The 16,387-nt window shown below is 42.1% G+C and carries 16 protein-coding genes and 1 pseudogene; 11 read left to right on the top strand and 6 right to left on the bottom strand.

The genetic code is table 11. From position 1 onward, the window contains the following. The first annotated feature begins 105 nt into the window (after positions 1-105). The 5 genes from leuA to HJP15_RS17700 are packed head-to-tail and all read left to right on the top strand — an operon-like array spanning position 106 to position 7,180. Positions 106-1,659 (top strand): 2-isopropylmalate synthase, encoded by a 1,554-nt coding sequence (gene leuA / locus HJP15_RS17680; protein WP_170174264.1) that lies wholly within the window; start codon positions 106-108, stop codon positions 1,657-1,659. Then, positions 1,656-2,732, top strand: coding sequence for a 3-isopropylmalate dehydrogenase (gene leuB, locus HJP15_RS17685; protein WP_054206074.1), 1,077 nt, complete (start codon positions 1,656-1,658; stop codon positions 2,730-2,732). The genes leuA and leuB overlap by 4 nt, the downstream gene beginning before the upstream one ends. Before the next feature lie 60 nt (positions 2,733-2,792). After that, a complete protein-coding gene (gene leuC, locus HJP15_RS17690) occupies positions 2,793-4,193 on the top strand; it encodes a 3-isopropylmalate dehydratase large subunit (RefSeq protein WP_054206075.1) in 1,401 nt (466 codons plus the stop codon). Continuing rightward, a complete protein-coding gene (leuD, locus tag HJP15_RS17695; RefSeq protein WP_054206076.1) occupies positions 4,193-4,792 on the top strand; it encodes a 3-isopropylmalate dehydratase small subunit in 600 nt (199 codons plus the stop codon). The genes leuC and leuD overlap by 1 nt, the downstream gene beginning before the upstream one ends. A gap of 48 nt (positions 4,793-4,840) precedes the next feature. Then, a complete protein-coding gene (locus tag HJP15_RS17700; RefSeq protein ID WP_152960636.1) occupies positions 4,841-7,180 on the top strand; it encodes an Ig-like domain-containing domain in 2,340 nt (779 codons plus the stop codon). Positions 7,181-7,220: 40 nt separating this feature from the next. Here the strand turns inward: HJP15_RS17700 and HJP15_RS17705 are convergent, their stop codons facing one another. Further along, the gene (locus HJP15_RS17705) at positions 7,221-7,532 is read right to left on the bottom strand and encodes a hypothetical protein (protein ID WP_054206078.1); all 312 of its coding nucleotides are present in this window, start codon (positions 7,530-7,532) and stop codon (positions 7,221-7,223) included. A gap of 181 nt (positions 7,533-7,713) precedes the next feature. Here HJP15_RS17705 and HJP15_RS17710 point away from each other — a divergent pair, with 181 nt between their 5' ends. Next, positions 7,714-8,307 carry a hypothetical protein gene (locus tag HJP15_RS17710; RefSeq protein ID WP_169328243.1) on the top strand — a complete coding sequence of 198 codons (594 nt, stop codon included), beginning with the start codon at positions 7,714-7,716 and terminating at the stop codon, positions 8,305-8,307. 3 nt (positions 8,308-8,310) lie between these two features. Here the strand turns inward: HJP15_RS17710 and HJP15_RS17715 are convergent, their stop codons facing one another. Continuing rightward, the gene (locus HJP15_RS17715) at positions 8,311-8,682 is read right to left on the bottom strand and encodes a hypothetical protein (RefSeq protein WP_064435848.1); all 372 of its coding nucleotides are present in this window, start codon (positions 8,680-8,682) and stop codon (positions 8,311-8,313) included. Positions 8,683-8,748: 66 nt separating this feature from the next. Between HJP15_RS17715 and HJP15_RS17720 the strand changes: the two genes are divergently transcribed. Continuing rightward, complete coding sequence (locus HJP15_RS17720) at positions 8,749-9,192, top strand: tellurite resistance TerB family protein (RefSeq protein WP_170174265.1); 444 nt, start codon at positions 8,749-8,751, stop codon at positions 9,190-9,192. Between the two features lie 64 nt (positions 9,193-9,256). Here HJP15_RS17720 and HJP15_RS22035 read toward each other — a convergent pair. Together HJP15_RS22035 and HJP15_RS17725 are read right to left on the bottom strand one after the other, a co-directional pair. Next, positions 9,257-9,381: pseudogene (locus tag HJP15_RS22035) on the bottom strand (MFS transporter); the annotation flags it as partial. A 142-nt stretch (positions 9,382-9,523) separates the two neighbouring features. Then, complete coding sequence (locus HJP15_RS17725) at positions 9,524-10,093, bottom strand: NADPH-dependent FMN reductase (RefSeq protein ID WP_054455391.1); 570 nt, start codon at positions 10,091-10,093, stop codon at positions 9,524-9,526. A gap of 127 nt (positions 10,094-10,220) precedes the next feature. On the opposite strand from HJP15_RS17725, the gene HJP15_RS17730 reads away from it, so the two are divergent. Further along, positions 10,221-11,105, top strand: coding sequence for a LysR family transcriptional regulator (locus tag HJP15_RS17730; RefSeq protein ID WP_054206136.1), 885 nt, complete (start codon positions 10,221-10,223; stop codon positions 11,103-11,105). Between the two features lie 8 nt (positions 11,106-11,113). Here HJP15_RS17730 and norR read toward each other — a convergent pair whose 3' ends face one another. Beyond that, positions 11,114-12,697, bottom strand: coding sequence for a nitric oxide reductase transcriptional regulator NorR (norR, locus tag HJP15_RS17735; RefSeq protein WP_235575803.1), 1,584 nt, complete (start codon positions 12,695-12,697; stop codon positions 11,114-11,116). 144 nt (positions 12,698-12,841) lie between these two features. On the opposite strand from norR, the gene HJP15_RS17740 reads away from it, so the two are divergent. Genes HJP15_RS17740 through hmpA form a run of 3 tightly spaced genes read left to right on the top strand, consistent with a single transcriptional unit; the run spans position 12,842 to position 15,547 of the window. Further along, complete coding sequence (locus HJP15_RS17740; RefSeq protein ID WP_054206083.1) at positions 12,842-13,111, top strand: hypothetical protein; 270 nt, start codon at positions 12,842-12,844, stop codon at positions 13,109-13,111. After that, positions 13,111-14,343: an NnrS family protein gene (locus HJP15_RS17745; RefSeq protein ID WP_170174266.1), complete on the top strand. Its 1,233-nt coding sequence runs from the start codon at positions 13,111-13,113 to the stop codon at positions 14,341-14,343. Before HJP15_RS17740 ends, HJP15_RS17745 begins: the two co-directional genes overlap by 1 nt. A gap of 22 nt (positions 14,344-14,365) precedes the next feature. After that, on the top strand, positions 14,366-15,547 hold the full coding sequence (gene hmpA, locus HJP15_RS17750; protein ID WP_054455398.1) for an NO-inducible flavohemoprotein: 1,182 nt from the start codon (positions 14,366-14,368) through the stop codon (positions 15,545-15,547). 182 nt (positions 15,548-15,729) lie between these two features. Here the strand turns inward: hmpA and HJP15_RS17755 are convergent, their stop codons facing one another. Continuing rightward, entirely contained in the window at positions 15,730-16,383 is a 654-nt protein-coding gene (locus tag HJP15_RS17755) for an endonuclease (protein WP_054206086.1), read from the bottom strand. Between the last annotated feature and the right edge of the window lie 4 nt (positions 16,384-16,387).

The raw sequence follows: 16,387 nt of genomic DNA on the forward strand, positions 1-16,387 counted from the left end.
GAGCGGGGATTAGTGTATTTGCATTGAATAATACATAAAAAAACCCCGCATCAAGCGGGGTTTTTTTATCTCGCAACGTGGGTCGTTGAACACTGAGGGCAGATTATGCAAGATCAAGATAAAGTATGGATTTTCGACACCACCTTACGCGATGGTGAGCAGGCGCTTAAGGCAAGTCTTACTGAAGAAGACAAAATTCAACTGGCGCACACCATTAGCCGCTTAAATGTAGATGTAATGGAAGTGGGTTTTCCGGTTTCAAGCCCTGCGGACTTTCGTTCAGTGCAACGCATTGCAACAGAAGTAAAAGGCCCTATTATTTGTGGTTTAGCCCGCTCTGTTGCCAAAGACATTGAAGCCTGTGGCGAAGCACTTCGCACAGCACAACAAAGTCGCATTCATACTTTTATTGCTACCAGCCCTTTGCATTTAGAGCACAAATTACGCATGAGTTTAGATGATGCGACGGCTATGGCGGTTAAATCAATCAAGCTTGCCCGTAATTATACGGATGATGTGGAATTTTCCTGTGAAGACGCAGGCCGTACACCGCATTGGGATTTATGCCGCATTGTAGAGCAAGCAATTAATGCCGGTGCATCAACCATCAACTTGCCTGATACCGTAGGGTATGTAACGCCAGATGAATATGCTGCCATGATCCGCTACTTGTTAAATAACGTGCCTAATATTGATAAAGCCCGTTTAAGTGTGCACTGTCATAATGACCTAGGTTTAGCGGTTGCTAACTCAATTGCCGCAGTGCAAGCCGGTGCGCGCCAAATCGAATGTACGATTAATGGCATTGGTGAACGTGCGGGTAACTGCTCGCTTGAAGAAGTGGCGATGATTATGCAGATGCGTAAAGATCACCTAAAAGTGCATACAGATATTCGCAGTGAAGAAATTTACCGCGCATCACGTCAGGTGGCAAAAATTTGTAATATGCCAGTACAGCCTAATAAAGCGATTGTGGGCGAAAATGCTTTTGCGCATAGCTCTGGCATCCACCAAGACGGTGTATTAAAAGCGCAAAATACCTATGAGATTATGTCGCCAGAAAGCGTAGGTGTACCAAACAACCAATTAAATATGACTTCACGCTCAGGTCGCCACGTTATAGAACATCGCTTAGAAGAGTTGGGTTATCAAAAAACCGATTACGACATGAACAGTCTATATGACAGCTTTGTGGCACTTGCCGATCAAAAAGGCACCGTGTACGACTATGATCTTGAAGCGATGATTTACTTTAATCAAATCAGCGATAAAGACGAAAAGTACCAATTGGAATTTGTTAACTCTACCTCTAACTCACAATCAGTGGCGAGCTCAACTATTGGCATGACAATCGCAGGCGAATCTAAGCAAGAAGCAGCTACGGGTAATGGCCCTGTTGAGGCCTCATTTTTAGCGATTGAGCGCTTAACGGGCATGGCAGTGGAAATGATTGAATACAATTTAGAAGCAACCGGCGAAGGTGCAAGCTCACTAGGGCAAGTAAATATTATCGCAAAATACGATGGTCGCCCTTACCACGGCGCCGGTATTGCAGCGGATGTAGTTGAAGCGTCTGTACGCGCTATGATCCGCGTTTATAACTTAATTTATCGTGCACAAAAAGTGTCTGATTTAAAACAACAAAGGAAAGCAGGATGAGTCAAACGAATTATAGCATCGCAGTATTAGCTGGCGACGGTATCGGCCCAGAAGTGATGGCAGCAGCAGAGCAAGTGCTTGATGCCGTAAGCAGTAAGTTTGGCTTTACCTTAACTCGTCATCCTCATGCTATTGGCGGTGCTGCTATTGATGAATTTGGTAAAGCATTACCAGAGACAACGCTCGCTGCCTGCGAAAATGCAGACGCTATTTTATTTGGTTCAGTCGGTGGCCCTAAATGGGAGCATTTACCGGCGGATGAGCAGCCAGAGCGCGCATCGCTTTTACCACTGCGTAAACATTTTGGCTTGTTTTGTAATTTACGCCCCGCGCAGTTATTACCTGCGTTGAGTGCAGCGTCACCACTACGAGCCGATATTAGCGAGCAAGGTTTTGATATTTTATGTGTGCGTGAGCTTACAGGGGGTATTTATTTTGGCGAAAAAGGCCGCAGTGGCGAAGGCGAAAATGAAGCCGCATTTGATACGCAAACCTATTCACGCAAAGAAATTGAACGAATTGCGCGTTTTGCGTTTGAAGCAGCAAAATTGCGTAACAATCATGTCACGTCGGTAGATAAAGCCAACGTACTTGCATCAAGCGTGTTATGGCGTGAAGTTGTCACCGAAGTCAGTAAAGACTATCCAGAAGTGAACCTTGATTACATTTACGTTGATAATGCTGCTATGCAGTTAGTTAAGCAGCCAAGTCAGTTTGACGTATTGCTATGCGACAATTTATTTGGTGATATTTTGTCAGACGAATGCGCAATGATCACTGGCTCTATGGGCTTATTACCGTCAGCAAGTTTAAATCAGTCTGGTTTTGGTATGTATGAACCGGCTGGTGGCTCAGCACCAGATATTGCAGGTAAAGGGATTGCTAATCCAATAGCGCAAATTTTAAGTGCCGCTTTAATGCTACGTTACTCGCTAGGCCAAGATGAAGCTGCGCGCAGTATTGAAAAAGCAGTTGCCGAAGCTGTAGAAGCCGGTGTAGGCACACCCGATATCTACCCGAACGCAGGTTATACAACGCAAGACGTTGCCGCTGCGATTGTGGCTCGAATTTAAATTAATTATGCTCGTGGCAACCGTCACGTCGCGAGCTAAACCGAATTAGGGAATGAGCAAGTGGCCCAAACGTTATACGATAAAATCTGGCAAGCACATGTTGTTGCTAGTATTAATGAGCAAACCGACTTACTTTATATTGACCGCCATTTAGTGCACGAAGTCACGTCGCCGCAAGCATTTGCAGGCCTACGTGAAAAAAACCGTAAAGTACGTTGCCCTGAAAAAACCATCGCGACGATGGATCATAATGTATCGACCAAAAGTCGCTCATTAGATGCCGCAAGCGAAGTATCAAAAAATCAATTAATGGCGCTCGATGCCAACTGTAAAGAATTTGGCATTACGCTTTATGATTTAAACTCAATTAACCAAGGCATAGTACATGTCATGGGGCCTGAGCAAGGGATCACTTTACCAGGCACAACCATAGTCTGTGGCGATAGCCATACTTCAACGCACGGTGCATTTGGTGCTCTTGCTCACGGCATTGGTACTTCTGAGGTTGAGCACGTCTTAGCAACGCAAACCTTGCAACAGAAAAAAGCCAAATCGCTGAAAATCCAAATTAACGGCGTGTTGCGCCCAACTGTGACGGCAAAAGACTTGATCATGGCGGTTATTGGTAAATTAGGCACAGCCGGTGGTACGGGTTATGTAGCAGAGTTTTGTGGCGAAGGCATTGAAGCACTGTCAATGGAAGCGCGTATGACGTTGTGTAATATGAGCATTGAAATGGGTGCTAAAGCGGGTTTAATCGCGTCAGACCAAATTACATATGATTACTTAAAAGGTCGCCCATTTGCACCAAAAGAAGCTGAGTTTGATGCAGCCGTTGCGTACTGGGAAACCTTAAAAACAGATGAAGGCGCACAGTTTGATTTAGACGTTGAGCTAGAGGCAAGTACTATTCAGCCGCAAATTACCTGGGGCACCAGCCCAGAGCAAGTAATTGGTGTTGATGAGTGCATTCCTGATCCAGATAAAGAACCAGATTTAATTAAAGCCGATGCTATCCGCAGTGCCCTTAAATACATGGATTTAAAAGCAGGTGATAAATTGTCATCAGCCTCGGTAGACACTGTATTTATTGGTTCATGTACCAATAGCCGCATTGAAGATTTACGCGCCGCAGCACACATTGTTGAAGGTAAGCAAGTTGCAGCCGGTGTTGAAGCGTTAATTGTACCGGGCTCTGGCCTTGTTAAAAAGCAAGCTGAAGATGAAGGCCTAGCTGATATTTTTAAAGCCGCGGGTTTTGAGTGGCGCGAGCCAGGTTGTTCAATGTGTTTAGCGATGAACGATGACCGTTTAGGTGCAGGCAAACGCTGTGCATCTACGTCTAACCGTAACTTCGAAGGCCGTCAAGGCCGTGGTGGGCGTACGCACTTAGTGAGTCCTGCAATGGCCGCAGCCGCTGCAATACATGGTCGCTTTGTTGATATTAGAGGAGAAGCATAATGAGCATTTATTTTAGTGGCTTAATGGCCCCGCTTGATAAAAACAATGTGGATACCGACCAAATCATTCCAAAGCAGTTTTTAACGTCAACCAGTCGTGATGGCTTTGATGCTGCACTGTTTTACGATTGGCGCTATTTAGATAACGGCGAGCCAAACCCGGAGTTTATTTTAAACCGCCCCTGCTACCAAGGCGCGCAAATTTTGTTAACGCGCGATAACTTTGGTTGTGGCTCATCACGTGAGCATGCACCTTGGGCACTTAAACAATACGGTTTTGAAGTGATTTTGGCAGAAAGCTTTGCTGATATTTTCTTTAATAACTGTGGTAATAACCAAATGCTTGCGATTGCATTACCAGCGCAAACATTGGAAGACTTATTTGTACTGAGTGAAAAGCACGACGATATTCATATCGACATCGATCTTGAAAATCAAACGCTTACCAGTAACAAGTTTGCACCAATTAGCTTTGATATTCGCAAAGACGTAAAAGAACGCTTATTAAGTGGCTTAGATTTTATCGGCGTGACCGAAACCCTAAACCCACAAATCGACGCCTTTGAAGCTAAGCTTAACGCCGAGCGCCCTTGGCAGTAGTGGTTTAAAAGTTATTAAACAATGAACGCGGCGAAAGTCGCGTTTTTTGTGAGTCAAGGAATTAATTTACAGCATTACATTTTTTTATTTTATGGGTACAATCCACAATATACTAATGATAAAAATCAGGTGAATTACGTGAATTGTAAGTTGCAAAGAAATTTTTGGGCGCTTTTAGTCGCTGCTTTAATGATTGCTGGGTGTGGTGGTAGTGGAGGTGGCGCAGAAACTCCCGTTGAGCAGCCATTAACGGTTTCAATAGATGGTCCAGATAGTGTATCGGAGGATGACGGGTTTACCTTACAAGCCAATATAAATAAAAGTGGTACTGATGTTGTGGTGCATTGGTATGACTCTGGAAGAAGCCTCATCAGTGAAGAGGCTACATTGAACATAGAGCCATTCGATGTAACAGAGGATACCTCTGCGGTGTATAAATTGTACGTTGCTCATAATGGGCAAGAAGTTGAGATTGAACATACAATTGAGGTAAAACACCGTATTAATGTTGAAAAGAAACCAAAAGATGCAGCAAAAACAGTTTTGTTAATACAAAATTTGTTACTAGAAGAAGCGCAAACTTTTAGTAATCAGCTATTAGCGAAGCTTGATGGAGAAGATATAGAGCTCGACAAAGTGTGTGAAAACGGGGGCTTATATACACTTTCATATCTGGATAATGATGATTCCAGCACTATTACAGGAGGGGATATATTGCAGCAATCTTTTCAGGATTGCTCGGATAATTATCGGAATGCATTAAGTGGCCTCAGAGTAGTCACGATTTTAGACGCTGATTTACAAAATGGCATCATTGAGTTTAGTGTCAATAATGATGATATTAAAACCTTGGAAAGTACTTACTCATATAATGAGCTAATGACGTTTAAGGGAAGTTACTCAACTCGCTTTGCATATTCGCCGAGCACTCGAACCATTGCTATAGCTGTAAATGAAAAACTTAAAGGAAAAGCTTTAAAGCCATTTAGTTATGATGAAACTTTTTATTATGTCAACATTAAAGAATTAACGATTGAGAAGGTAATTGACTTTGATACAGCAACATACAGCATAAAAACAAATGGTACTGTTGATGATACAAATTTGAATGGTGAATTCAGCTTTTCTCAAGAAGATGCTTGGTATGGGTATTTTATGGAATATCCACATAAGGGCTCTATTAAAGTTAGCTCAGAAAAAGAGTCGATACTACTAGCCAGTAATTTTGTTTCAGATTCTGATAAGTTAAACATTAGCTATGGTGAAGAACAGCTCCAGCTTCATTGGTCCACCTTCCTTCCCGAAGCTATGTCTACGTTTAATATGTATAACAATATCAGAGCATTTCGTGCAGATAATTTTGATCGAGTACTTGATCCTGGAAGTGTTAATAATAATTCAGTTCAGTTGGATGGCCCCGTACCTCTAATTTTTTCAAGAGCTGTAGCAGCTGACACTTCTGCTTCTGTACATTTCCAAACTCAATCAGGGTACGACTATATCAATATTCCTGGTAGAGTTGAGGTTGCTGGCGCGTTAATAAATATTTACCCAGAACAGCCATTAAAGGCTGATACAGACTATGATTTACAGGTTTCGGGTATTACAAGTGTCACAGGGCAAGAGCATGATTGGATATTTTTAGATATAAAAACAACAGATAGTATTATTCCTAATTTAACAAGCTCCAATTATTTCTATCAAGACAATCAATATCCTACGTTGAGTATTGAGGACAGTATTTTAAATAAAGGGCAGGCTCTATCTTATCAATGGGTTGATTTAAATGGTGTAGGCATTGAATTTGATGACGAAAATGCAGTTTCTACAAGTTTTAGTTTACCAGAAGGAATTAAATCAGATATCACCGTTGAAGTGATACTTACTAATGACTTAGGCGATCTTGCAAAGGAAAGAATAACTTTACAGTATTTGCCTTACTCAGGAACGTATCTTTTTATAGATGGCATAAAAGATGATTATGTTAGCTTAGGGAAGAAGATCATAAAGACGCAGGAAAAAGGTAATTTCTCTGTGTCGCGTGATTCAAATAATCAATCTCATTTAGAATTTACTTTTGAAAGTGATGAAAGCAGTTGGAGTTTAAATCTAAAAGCCCCTGGTGATGCAAGCTTGTCTGTTGGAGAGTATTTAAATGCTACCCGTTACCCTTTTCAAGGTGAATCGTCGGCAGGTTTAGATCTCTCTGGGGAGCATCGAGGGTGTGGTAGGCTTTATGGGCAATTTGAGATTTTTGAGTTAGAAGAAAATGCTAAAAATGAAATCCAAAAATTGGCTGTAAATATTAAGCAGAGTTGTGAGAGCAGTGAATCTCCAGAATTAAAGGGCTATATCCGATTTAATTCAGCAGTGCCTTTGAATCCATAATTATAAATAATGAAACGCGGCTCAGGCCGCGTTTTTGTGGTTAATACATATAAGCAATCGTCAAACCTAGTACTGCAAGTGCAAAGCAAATAGTCATACTAATAGTTTTAAGCTTTTTAAATTGGCTAATTTTTGGGTCATCTAGGGTTGAGAACATACCACTTTTTAGTGATTCATTTAAGTTAGCAGCAATAGCGGAGCGCGAAGTATCGCCTAGTGTATTTTTCGCTAATTGTTCCCATTGAGTTGGGTATGTCTGCTCTAAGTAAGTCAGTAATGCGTTATATTTTCGGTTTTGTATAATGAATAGCGCACAAATTAAAATGAACGCCAACAAAGGGTAGTTTTCCATCTCATCACTCTCAATTTATTTCTTATAAAACATAAGTTTTTACATCCAAGCGCAAGTGCTGAAGCCTTCTTTTAACTATCGCTGATAGGCTAACTTATATCTTAATGGCCATTCACCGCGATTACTTCCTTTGCTTTTATAAAAACGCTAAGCTGCTCTTTTATACTTTTAGGAACTTGCTATGAAATTATTAACTGTGGCTACTTTATTACTGGCCTCTACGGCAGCTTTTGCACGCCCTGCGCCGTTGGTGTCTATTCCAAGTCATGATGGCTTTTTTGATAATATTGCTGCCCATTGTGGCAAAGCGTATGAAGGAACGGTAACGGTTGATAATGCCGCGGGCCCTAGTTCGTTTGCGGGTAAGAAGTTAGTAATGCATGTGCGTCGTTGTGACGAGCGTGAGCTGCAAGTTCCGTTTCATGTAGGTGATGATGCGTCACGTACGTGGATCATTACAAAAACAGGTAGTGGCTTGAGCTTAAAACATGATCACCGCCATAAAGATGGCACTGATGATATATCAACTATGTATGGTGGTCATACGGTTGATGCGGGTTTTGAGAGCGTGCAGTCTTTCCCAGCTGATCAATACTCAAAAGAGCTGTTTGTAAATCAAGGCATTCCACAGTCGATTGGTAATACGTGGCAGATGTATATTTACCCTGAAAAGTTTACTTACCGTTTAATTCGCCAAGGCCGCGAGTTCCGTGTTGATTTTGATTTAACCAAACCAATCACACCACCGGCTGCGCCTTGGGGTTATAAAGACTAAAGATTAATCTTTATTTGGCTCAGTTTCACACTGTAGTAATACCGTTAAAGGTGGCTGATAGGCGCGTGGCTTTGTGGGCATTTGTTCATACTCTTGCACGCCGCCAGTCACTTTTAGCATAAAGGTGTTACCACGGCATAAACGGTTTGCGTGGCGCAGTAAAAATACGCTTTGGTTTTTAAAATGCGGGTAATCGTCTGACTGAATAGTGAGTTGGTAGTTATTGTCGTCTAACTTAGTCTGGTGATAATGGACTTTTTCATCAAAGTCGTAGAGTTTTTCGGTATTGTTCTTTTTTGCGTTTGCGGGATTGCTCCCCAACAAAAGTGTAAGCGTGGCTGTTATTGCTAAAGCAGTGACTGTTTTTCCTCTCATAAAGCTTTACTCCATTATTGTATTGCACCTATGATTTAAGTCTAACACCCATAATAGGAAAATGTGATGTTCAAGCAAATTAAGCAGCTTTTTTCGACATTTAACGATCAGCCCGCTCAGATACAAGAGCACGATCTTAAAACTGCGGTAGCGGCATTATTGATTGAGGTAATGCGCGCAGATAGCGAGCAGCAAGATGATGAGTTGCAAACTTTAAGTGCAACTTTAAAAAGGTATTTTAATTTGAATGATGCAGAAGTTAGTGAGCTCATGCAAAGTGCTGGTAAGAGCTTAGATGAAGCGATTGATTATTTTCAGTTTTCTAAACAAATAAATAGTCAATGTAGTGCCGGGCAGCGAATTGACATTATCGAGTTACTATGGCGTTTAGCGTACGCTGATGGGCAATTAGATCCACAAGAAGAGTACGTTATACGCCGTGTTGCAAACTTACTATATGTAAATCATACCGACTTTATCGCCGCCAAACTGGCAGCGACAAAGCAGTAAGTAACCTGAGTTCGTGATAATCTATATCTTAAAATTCAGATTAAGCTAGGCTGTTTATACGTTGTAGATGATCAATCACATAAAGGCCAGCTGCGAATAGCGGTGATTCAACCAGTGCGTAGCCAATATAAATACTAAAATTAAACCGCTGTACTCAACAGTTAAAGTTTTCTGCTCGCCTATTTTTCCAAAGTCAGCCTCATGCCACCTTGGCAGTACGTGAAAAGGCATCAGCATGCGCGGGGTCAGCTGGCGTATGCCGGCGGTGGCAACGCCGGGCCAGTATTTTAAAAATAGATAGACCGCTAATTATTTAACCTCGAAAACGAAGTTATTTATTAAGTTTGCTCGCTACGCTCACAAGTTGTTGTGCAAGGCTAGCCACTTTATCGGCTGTAACGGGGTCACTGATTTGTCCACTTTCATCAAGCACAGTGTGTATAGCAGGTACTGCTAGTTGGTCAGCTAATACCAAGCTACCAATGCCTGATAAAATATCACGCACATGATTTAAGCCACGTAATCCACCCAAACCCCCCGGCGATGATGCATATAAAGCAGTTACTTTATTACGAAAAGCAGGAACCGCACCTTGCTCTGTTCGCGACGCCCAATCAATCGCATTTTTAAGTACGGCAGTAATTGAGCCATTGTATTCTGGGCTAGCGAGTAAAATACCATCAGCTGCGCGTAACTTGTCTTTTAATAACTGTGCGCCAACGGGTGTGCCTTGTGCTTCAATGTCTTCATCAAACATGGGTAAATCTAAATCGGCAAGTTTAATAACTTCAACCTCTGCACCACTTTCTAATGCAAAACGTGCTGCTTCATTAATTAATTTTTGGTTAAAGCTGTCTTTACGTAAGCTGCCTGCAAGGGCAATAATTTTTGGTGCAGTCATGGTGGTCGCCTTAAATGTAGTGATTGGGTTTGTCTGTTAGCTACTTTAACAAATATTTACTTGCAGAAAAGCCAAATAAACGCAAAACTTATGTGCATATACGCACAACTAAATGATGAGTTTGAAAGTGGCGATTCAATTTGATGATTGGCAAGATGTAAAAGTGGCCTTTGAAGTAGCCCGATTAGGAACTTTAACCGCGGCAGCAGAAGTACTTAATGTGCACCATAGTACGGTATTAAGACGTATAAACAATTTAGAAAAAAACTTAAACGCAAGGCTGTTTCATCGCCATGCCCGTGGTTATAAAGTGACGGAAATAGGCGCTAAATTATTTACCACAGCACAATCTATTAATGGTGAACTGGAGCGTTTACATAACGATATAATTGCAGCCGACAGTACATTACGCGGCAGTTTGCTGCTTACTACGGTCAGTGGTTTTATAGATGTACTGAGTGATGTTTGCGAGCAGTTTCAAAGTTTGCACCCGCAGGTACAACTTGAAGTGATTTTAGATCAAAAGCGCTTGCGACTTGATCATGGCCAAGCTCATATTGCTGTGCGCGCTGGTCCAAGACCTGATGAAGGTGATTATATTGCGCAGCATTTAGCGCATTTATCATCGGGGCTTTATGCATCACAACGTTATATTGATAAATATGGGATACCTAAAACGGTGAAACAACTGCCGTTACATAACTTTGTGTCAGGTGTAGTCGGTTACAACGCAAGAGTGCCTTATTTTGCATGGGTTGATGAGAATATTCCAGCTGGGCAAGTTAAGCTACGAGTGTCAGAAACATCAGAGGCAACCCGTGCTATTGTAAAAGGATTAGGTATTGGTGGTTTGCAGCATAATGTGGCGGCGCAGTATCCAGATTTAGTGCAAATTCTACCTAATGAACTTAGTTGGCCAACAGATCTATGGCTTGTGACGCATCATTTGGTACATAGAACAGCGAAGGTGCAGGCATTCAGCCAGCTTTTAAAAGCCTATTTTAAAAAGTAATGTGTAAATTAAATGGATTTTTTTACTTCAATACCAAGGCGCTTAGCGAGCCGTACTAAGTTAGCGCGATCAACTTTTAGTGTTCGTGCCACACTGGCCCAATTATAGTTATGTTGTTCAAGTTGTTGGCTTATTAAGTGATGCGTAAATGTATCTGTTGCTTGTTTGAGCGAGAGGTTGTGATTATTAATTTTATCGCTACTCTCTACTATGAGTGTCGTCGGTGGAGCGGGAGTTGCATTAAGATTAAGCTCACAATGGATAGGTTCGATAGTGATTATTGCTTGTTGCCACTGACTTTGTTTTGCTTTTAAGGCTGCACGGCTGATCACGTGCTCAAGTTCGCGGACGTTGCCTGGCCACTCATATTGAGTGAGTAACAATTGAGATTCAACGCTGAGTTTTAATTGTTTGATGGCGAGCTTACGAGCAGTTTTTTCAACAAAGTAGCCCGCGAGTAAAATAACATCGTTTTCGCGTTGTTTTAGTGGTGCAACATTGAGGGGGTAAACACTTAAACGATGATATAAGTCGGCTCTAAAGCGTCCTTGGGCGACTTCGTCTTTTAAGTCTCGGTTAGTGGCTGCAATAACGCGTACATCTACATATTTTATCTCATCTTCGCCAACAGTTTGGATCTCGCCGCTTTGCAATACGCGCAATAGCTTGCTTTGCATGGCAAGCGGGAGCTCACCAATTTCATCTAAAAATAACGTACCGCCATCGGCCAGTTGAAACTTACCTTGGCGCGCATTATGAGCGCCAGTAAATGCGCCTTTAGCATGCCCAAAAAATTCACTTTCGGCGAGGTTCTCTGGTAATGAAGCACAATTTAAGTGTATTAGCGGCTGTTCACTACGTTTTGAATGCAAATGTATGTTGCGAGCAACAAGCTCTTTACCTACGCCAGTGTTACCTTGGATCAGCACGCTAAACTCAGAGCCTGCGACGAGCTTAATATCGTTTTTTAGGCTTTGTATTGCTGGGCTTTCGCCGATGATCTCGATGCCATCGCGGGTGATAGCTTCGTGATTAAGCGCTTGTACTAAAGCGCTGCTATGTTGTGCGTGGTGCTGATACTGCTGTAGTTGCAGCGCGGTATGCAAATGCGCGGCGCACAATGTGCCAAGCTGAGCTAAGTAATCAAGGTTTAGTGTATCAAATGCGTGCGCATCAAGGCTGTCGAGTGTGATCACGCCTAGTAATTTACCTTCACTATCAAGCAAAGGCACACCTAAACAAGCATGCACAGGAATATCGCCCGTTTTAGCATACAACAAACCATCGTATGGGTCAGGGAGTGGGCAATCATGGGCAAATTGAAGTGGTTGACTGGCGCTACAAATGGCTTGTAAACGCGGGTGTTCATCAATAATAAAGCGCCTGCCGAGCGTGTCAGGCATGAGACCTTGAATAGCCACTGGCTTTAATACATCACCTTGGCGTGTAAGCAGTGCAATTGCATCGCTAGGCACGACCTCATTAATGCATTGGATCAGTAACTCAAAATGTGGGTTTTGGGTGCTGAGCGTGGCTAATTTAAGCGCGCTACTAATCAAGGTATTGTTATTGAGCATGTCAATTTGACTCATATGTGTTTATTTGCACTTTCAAGGATGAGTCATAATGACATGGTTGTCAATGTGTTTAATTTTAAGTTTATGTATTTAATAGGAATTTAATATTGGCTCGCTCTGTGCAATAGCTTGTTATATGTAACGTAGTGAGGGTTTTTTATGTTGATACCAATATCGAATGATTATTATCCTGCTTCCACTGTTGGTGATTTTTATACTCGCTTACTAACGGGGGCAAATGTTGCTTTAGGTGTAAGTACAGTGTTTATGCTGGTGACGGTTTTATTGAGTTATCCGTATGCTCATTACTTGCCGATGACGTTACAAATAGTGGCGCATATATCAACAATTCTTGCTGCGACTGTTTTGAAAATTAGTTATGTGCTGCGCTGTGTGGCGCTTAATGGATTAGGAAAGGAAGTACGCTAATGCAACCAATAAATCTGACGGAACCAGTGCCTGCACGCATTAAGTTTTATCAAGTAAGCCAATGGCCATTATGGATGTTGGCATTTAGGCCTTCTTTTTTAGCCGGTGGTCTACTGGCTTTTTTGTCGATCGGTTATTGGTTACTTATTTTAACGGGCCATGTTAGCTGGGGCTTAAGTATGCCCGCGACACTTTGGCATGCGCACGAGATGATGTTTGGCTTTGCCGGTGCGGTTGCTGTTGGTTTTTTATTAACAGCGGCTCAAACGTGGACCGGTGTGCCGAGTTTAAGTGGTTACAAATTAATGCTACTCACGGTGATTTGGCTCCTTGCTCGAGGTTCATTTTTTATTACTGGATTGGGGCTCGAGAACGCCAATTTATATGCGGTATTATTTTTCCAATTAATCTGGTGGCTAGGCGCAATTGCAGCGCTGGCAAATATGCTACTAAAAGCCAAAAGTAAAAATAACTACCAGTTTTTGCCAATACTAGGTGCATTGTGCGTGCTCAATAGTGTTTATTTATGGCTCGCCATTGAGCAAAAAATGCTGTTGGCTTTGGCTACTGTCGATACCGCCGTTTTGGTCATGACCTTATTGGTAGGCGTGGTGGCAGGGCGAGTACTGCCCTTTTTTACCGCTCGCGGCTTAGATTTAGCTGAACAAGTACGTATTCCACGTTTGGATAAAGTGCTGCTTTACAGCTCGTTATTTGCTGTCGCGTTTTATTTTATCAGCCAACTATTCATATCAAGTGTTAATCCCGGTTGGGTATTGGCCGTTGTTGCTGTATTGCATTTAAGCCGCTCATTGTTGTGGTGGAATAATAAAATGCTCAAAGTGCCACTGCTATGGTCGTTGCACTTCTCGTATCTAGCTCTTGGGTTTGGTTTAGCATTGGTTGCACTAAGTTTCTATAGCCCTGTTATTTTGTTTAAAGACGCACTACATATGATCACCATCGGTACGATTGGCATGATGATTCTTGCGATGATGACACGCGTATCTCATGGCCATACAGGCCGGCCTTTAATTATTCCACACACAATGGCCGTGGCGTTTGCTTTGGTGCTTGTTGCAGCGATTGTTCGTTCGTTATTACCCTTTGTTATTGGGCCGCATATTACGTGGCAGCTAAGTGCTGTTTTGTGGTTAGTGGCCTTTTTGTTGTTCTTGATCCATTGCATTCCTATTTTAACGCGGCGTCGTGTTGATGGGCGTAATGGTTAGTAATTTAGCTTTAGGAAGTAGTATGTTATCTGATAAAACCATTGAAATAGTTAAAAGCACAGTCCCTTTGTTAGCTGAGGCCGGTACTGTGGTTACTGATCATTTTTATAAGCGTATGTTTAGCCATAACCCTGAACTGCAAGATATTTTTAATATGGCTAATCAACGCAGTGGTCGTCAGCAATTTGCGCTTTTTAATGCGCTGGCTGCATATGCCCAAAATATTGATAATTTAGGTGTTTTGAAAGAGTCGCTTGCGCGTATTAATCATAAGCATGCCAGTATGCATATTTTACCGGAGCATTACCCGATAGTTGGCGGTCACTTAATTGGCACATTAAAAGAGCTGATCCCAGAGCAGTTTACCCCAGAAGTTGAATATGCTTGGCGTGAAGCGTACGCATTACTTGCAGATATCTGTATTACCGAAGAAGCGGCTTTGTATGCCCATAGCAAAAATAACCATGGTGGTTGGTCTGGGACGCGTCGTTTTATCATTGCACATAAGCAGGTTGAATCGCAGTTAGTGACCAGCTTTATATTAAGACCATTAGATTCAAAAGCAGTGATCACTCATAAACCCGGGCAATATTTAGGGATTAAAGTACAACCCGATAATGCACAGTACAGTGAGATCCGCCAATATTCTATTTCACAGCAAAGTAATGGTAAAAGTTACCGTATTAGCGTGAAAAAAGAATTGCTTCCAGCACCGGGGATTGTGTCTAACTATTTACATTCATTGGAAGAAGGCAGCTTTGTTGATCTTTATCCGCCAGCGGGAGATTTCTTTCTACGTTCAGAAGATAAGCCTGCGGTATTAATCTCTGCGGGCGTTGGGCAAACACCTATGTTAGCAATGCTGCAAACATTACTAAGTGAGCAATCTAATCAGCCAGTGACGTATTTACATGCCTGTGAAAATAAACAACAGCACTCGTTTGATCAATTTATTCGTGAGCAGGGCGAAGCGCATGCTCGATTAACACACCATACTTGGTTAAACCAAGGTGGCGAGGAGTCTGACTTTTCAGGTTTAATGGATGTTGCACGTGTTGCTGAGCAATTACCACTGGCAGAAGGCGACTTTTATATTTGTGGGCCAAGTGGTTTCATGGCGGCAATTAAACAGCAGTTACTTACTCTAGGCGTGGATGCTGCACGCATTCATTATGAGGTATTTGGTCCACATCAAGATCTTTAACTGGCCTGAAATTAGGTCGGGTGCTTTATATATCCAAGTCACCTCAAGACGCTTGCATCTTGAGGTGACTTGGCTAGAAAATATAAAAGTACCCTTTATAAAGCTTAATATTGCGGATTTAATAAAGCGAGTTTACGCGTCAATATTTGACTTATTGCGAGTTAGCCCAATCAACCGTTTACCTATAACTTGGTGTTGCTGATTTTTTGGGCTAATTCTTGATGTTGCCATGCGCTAAATAGTTTTTGTTGTTTGCTCGAAATTTTTAATCCATACGTTTTTTGCATATAAAAATAAGCATCTGCGATACGTTTTCTCGAGTAAAGAGGGGGTTCAACTACGCGTTGTTTAAAGTCGACCTTTACTTGGCAACGGCCATATTGGCTAGCATCCCCCGCTATCATTCCAAATCGATAATTAGAGCGATCTGCATTTATTTCACCAATGGCTGGCGCGAGGTTATGTATATCGGCTTCCATCTTACGAAATTGAGCACTGGTTTTAACGCAATTTTTTCGCCCGCCATCTTGCCAGCATTGTAGTTGGTGACCAAATTCCCATGCAGGTACAATGTGCTCCCACTCAATGCGTACAGCGCGTGCATTTGGTTTTCCTGAGCGGGTTATTGCATTACGCGGTACATAACCGCACTGAGTTGGATCGGGAACGAGCTTTTTACCTTGGCGTTTTATGTCGCAGCCACAATAAATGCTTTTAGCGTCGGTAGGTAATGTTTTGATTAAATGCCTTTTCGCTGTAGAAAAGCGAGTAAATTGCTCGGCATTAAGGTTAAAACTAAACAGCGATGCCAATAAGGCAATAATAAAATACGGCATATCC

This window comes from Pseudoalteromonas sp. NEC-BIFX-2020_002, assembly GCF_013002825.1.
Taxonomy (GTDB): domain Bacteria; phylum Pseudomonadota; class Gammaproteobacteria; order Enterobacterales; family Alteromonadaceae; genus Pseudoalteromonas; species Pseudoalteromonas neustonica.

Excerpts from the sequence above, each read along its gene's own strand:
- HJP15_RS17715 (WP_064435848.1), bottom strand. The coding sequence starts at position 8,682 with ATGAGAGGAAAAACAGTCACTGCTTTAGCAATAACAGCCACGCTTACA.
- HJP15_RS17720 (WP_170174265.1), top strand. The coding sequence starts at position 8,749 with ATGTTCAAGCAAATTAAGCAGCTTTTTTCGACATTTAACGATCAGCCC.
- hmpA (WP_054455398.1), top strand. The coding sequence starts at position 14,366 with ATGTTATCTGATAAAACCATTGAAATAGTTAAAAGCACAGTCCCTTTG.
- HJP15_RS17705 (WP_054206078.1), bottom strand. The coding sequence starts at position 7,532 with ATGGAAAACTACCCTTTGTTGGCGTTCATTTTAATTTGTGCGCTATTC.
- leuD (WP_054206076.1), top strand. The coding sequence starts at position 4,193 with ATGAGCATTTATTTTAGTGGCTTAATGGCCCCGCTTGATAAAAACAAT.
- HJP15_RS17755 (WP_054206086.1), bottom strand. The coding sequence starts at position 16,383 with ATGCCGTATTTTATTATTGCCTTATTGGCATCGCTGTTTAGTTTTAAC.
- HJP15_RS17740 (WP_054206083.1), top strand. The coding sequence starts at position 12,842 with ATGTTGATACCAATATCGAATGATTATTATCCTGCTTCCACTGTTGGT.
- HJP15_RS17745 (WP_170174266.1), top strand. The coding sequence starts at position 13,111 with ATGCAACCAATAAATCTGACGGAACCAGTGCCTGCACGCATTAAGTTT.
- HJP15_RS17710 (WP_169328243.1), top strand. The coding sequence starts at position 7,714 with ATGAAATTATTAACTGTGGCTACTTTATTACTGGCCTCTACGGCAGCT.
- leuA (WP_170174264.1), top strand. The coding sequence starts at position 106 with ATGCAAGATCAAGATAAAGTATGGATTTTCGACACCACCTTACGCGAT.
- HJP15_RS17725 (WP_054455391.1), bottom strand. The coding sequence starts at position 10,093 with ATGACTGCACCAAAAATTATTGCCCTTGCAGGCAGCTTACGTAAAGAC.
- leuB (WP_054206074.1), top strand. The coding sequence starts at position 1,656 with ATGAGTCAAACGAATTATAGCATCGCAGTATTAGCTGGCGACGGTATC.
- norR (WP_235575803.1), bottom strand. The coding sequence starts at position 12,697 with ATGAGTCAAATTGACATGCTCAATAACAATACCTTGATTAGTAGCGCG.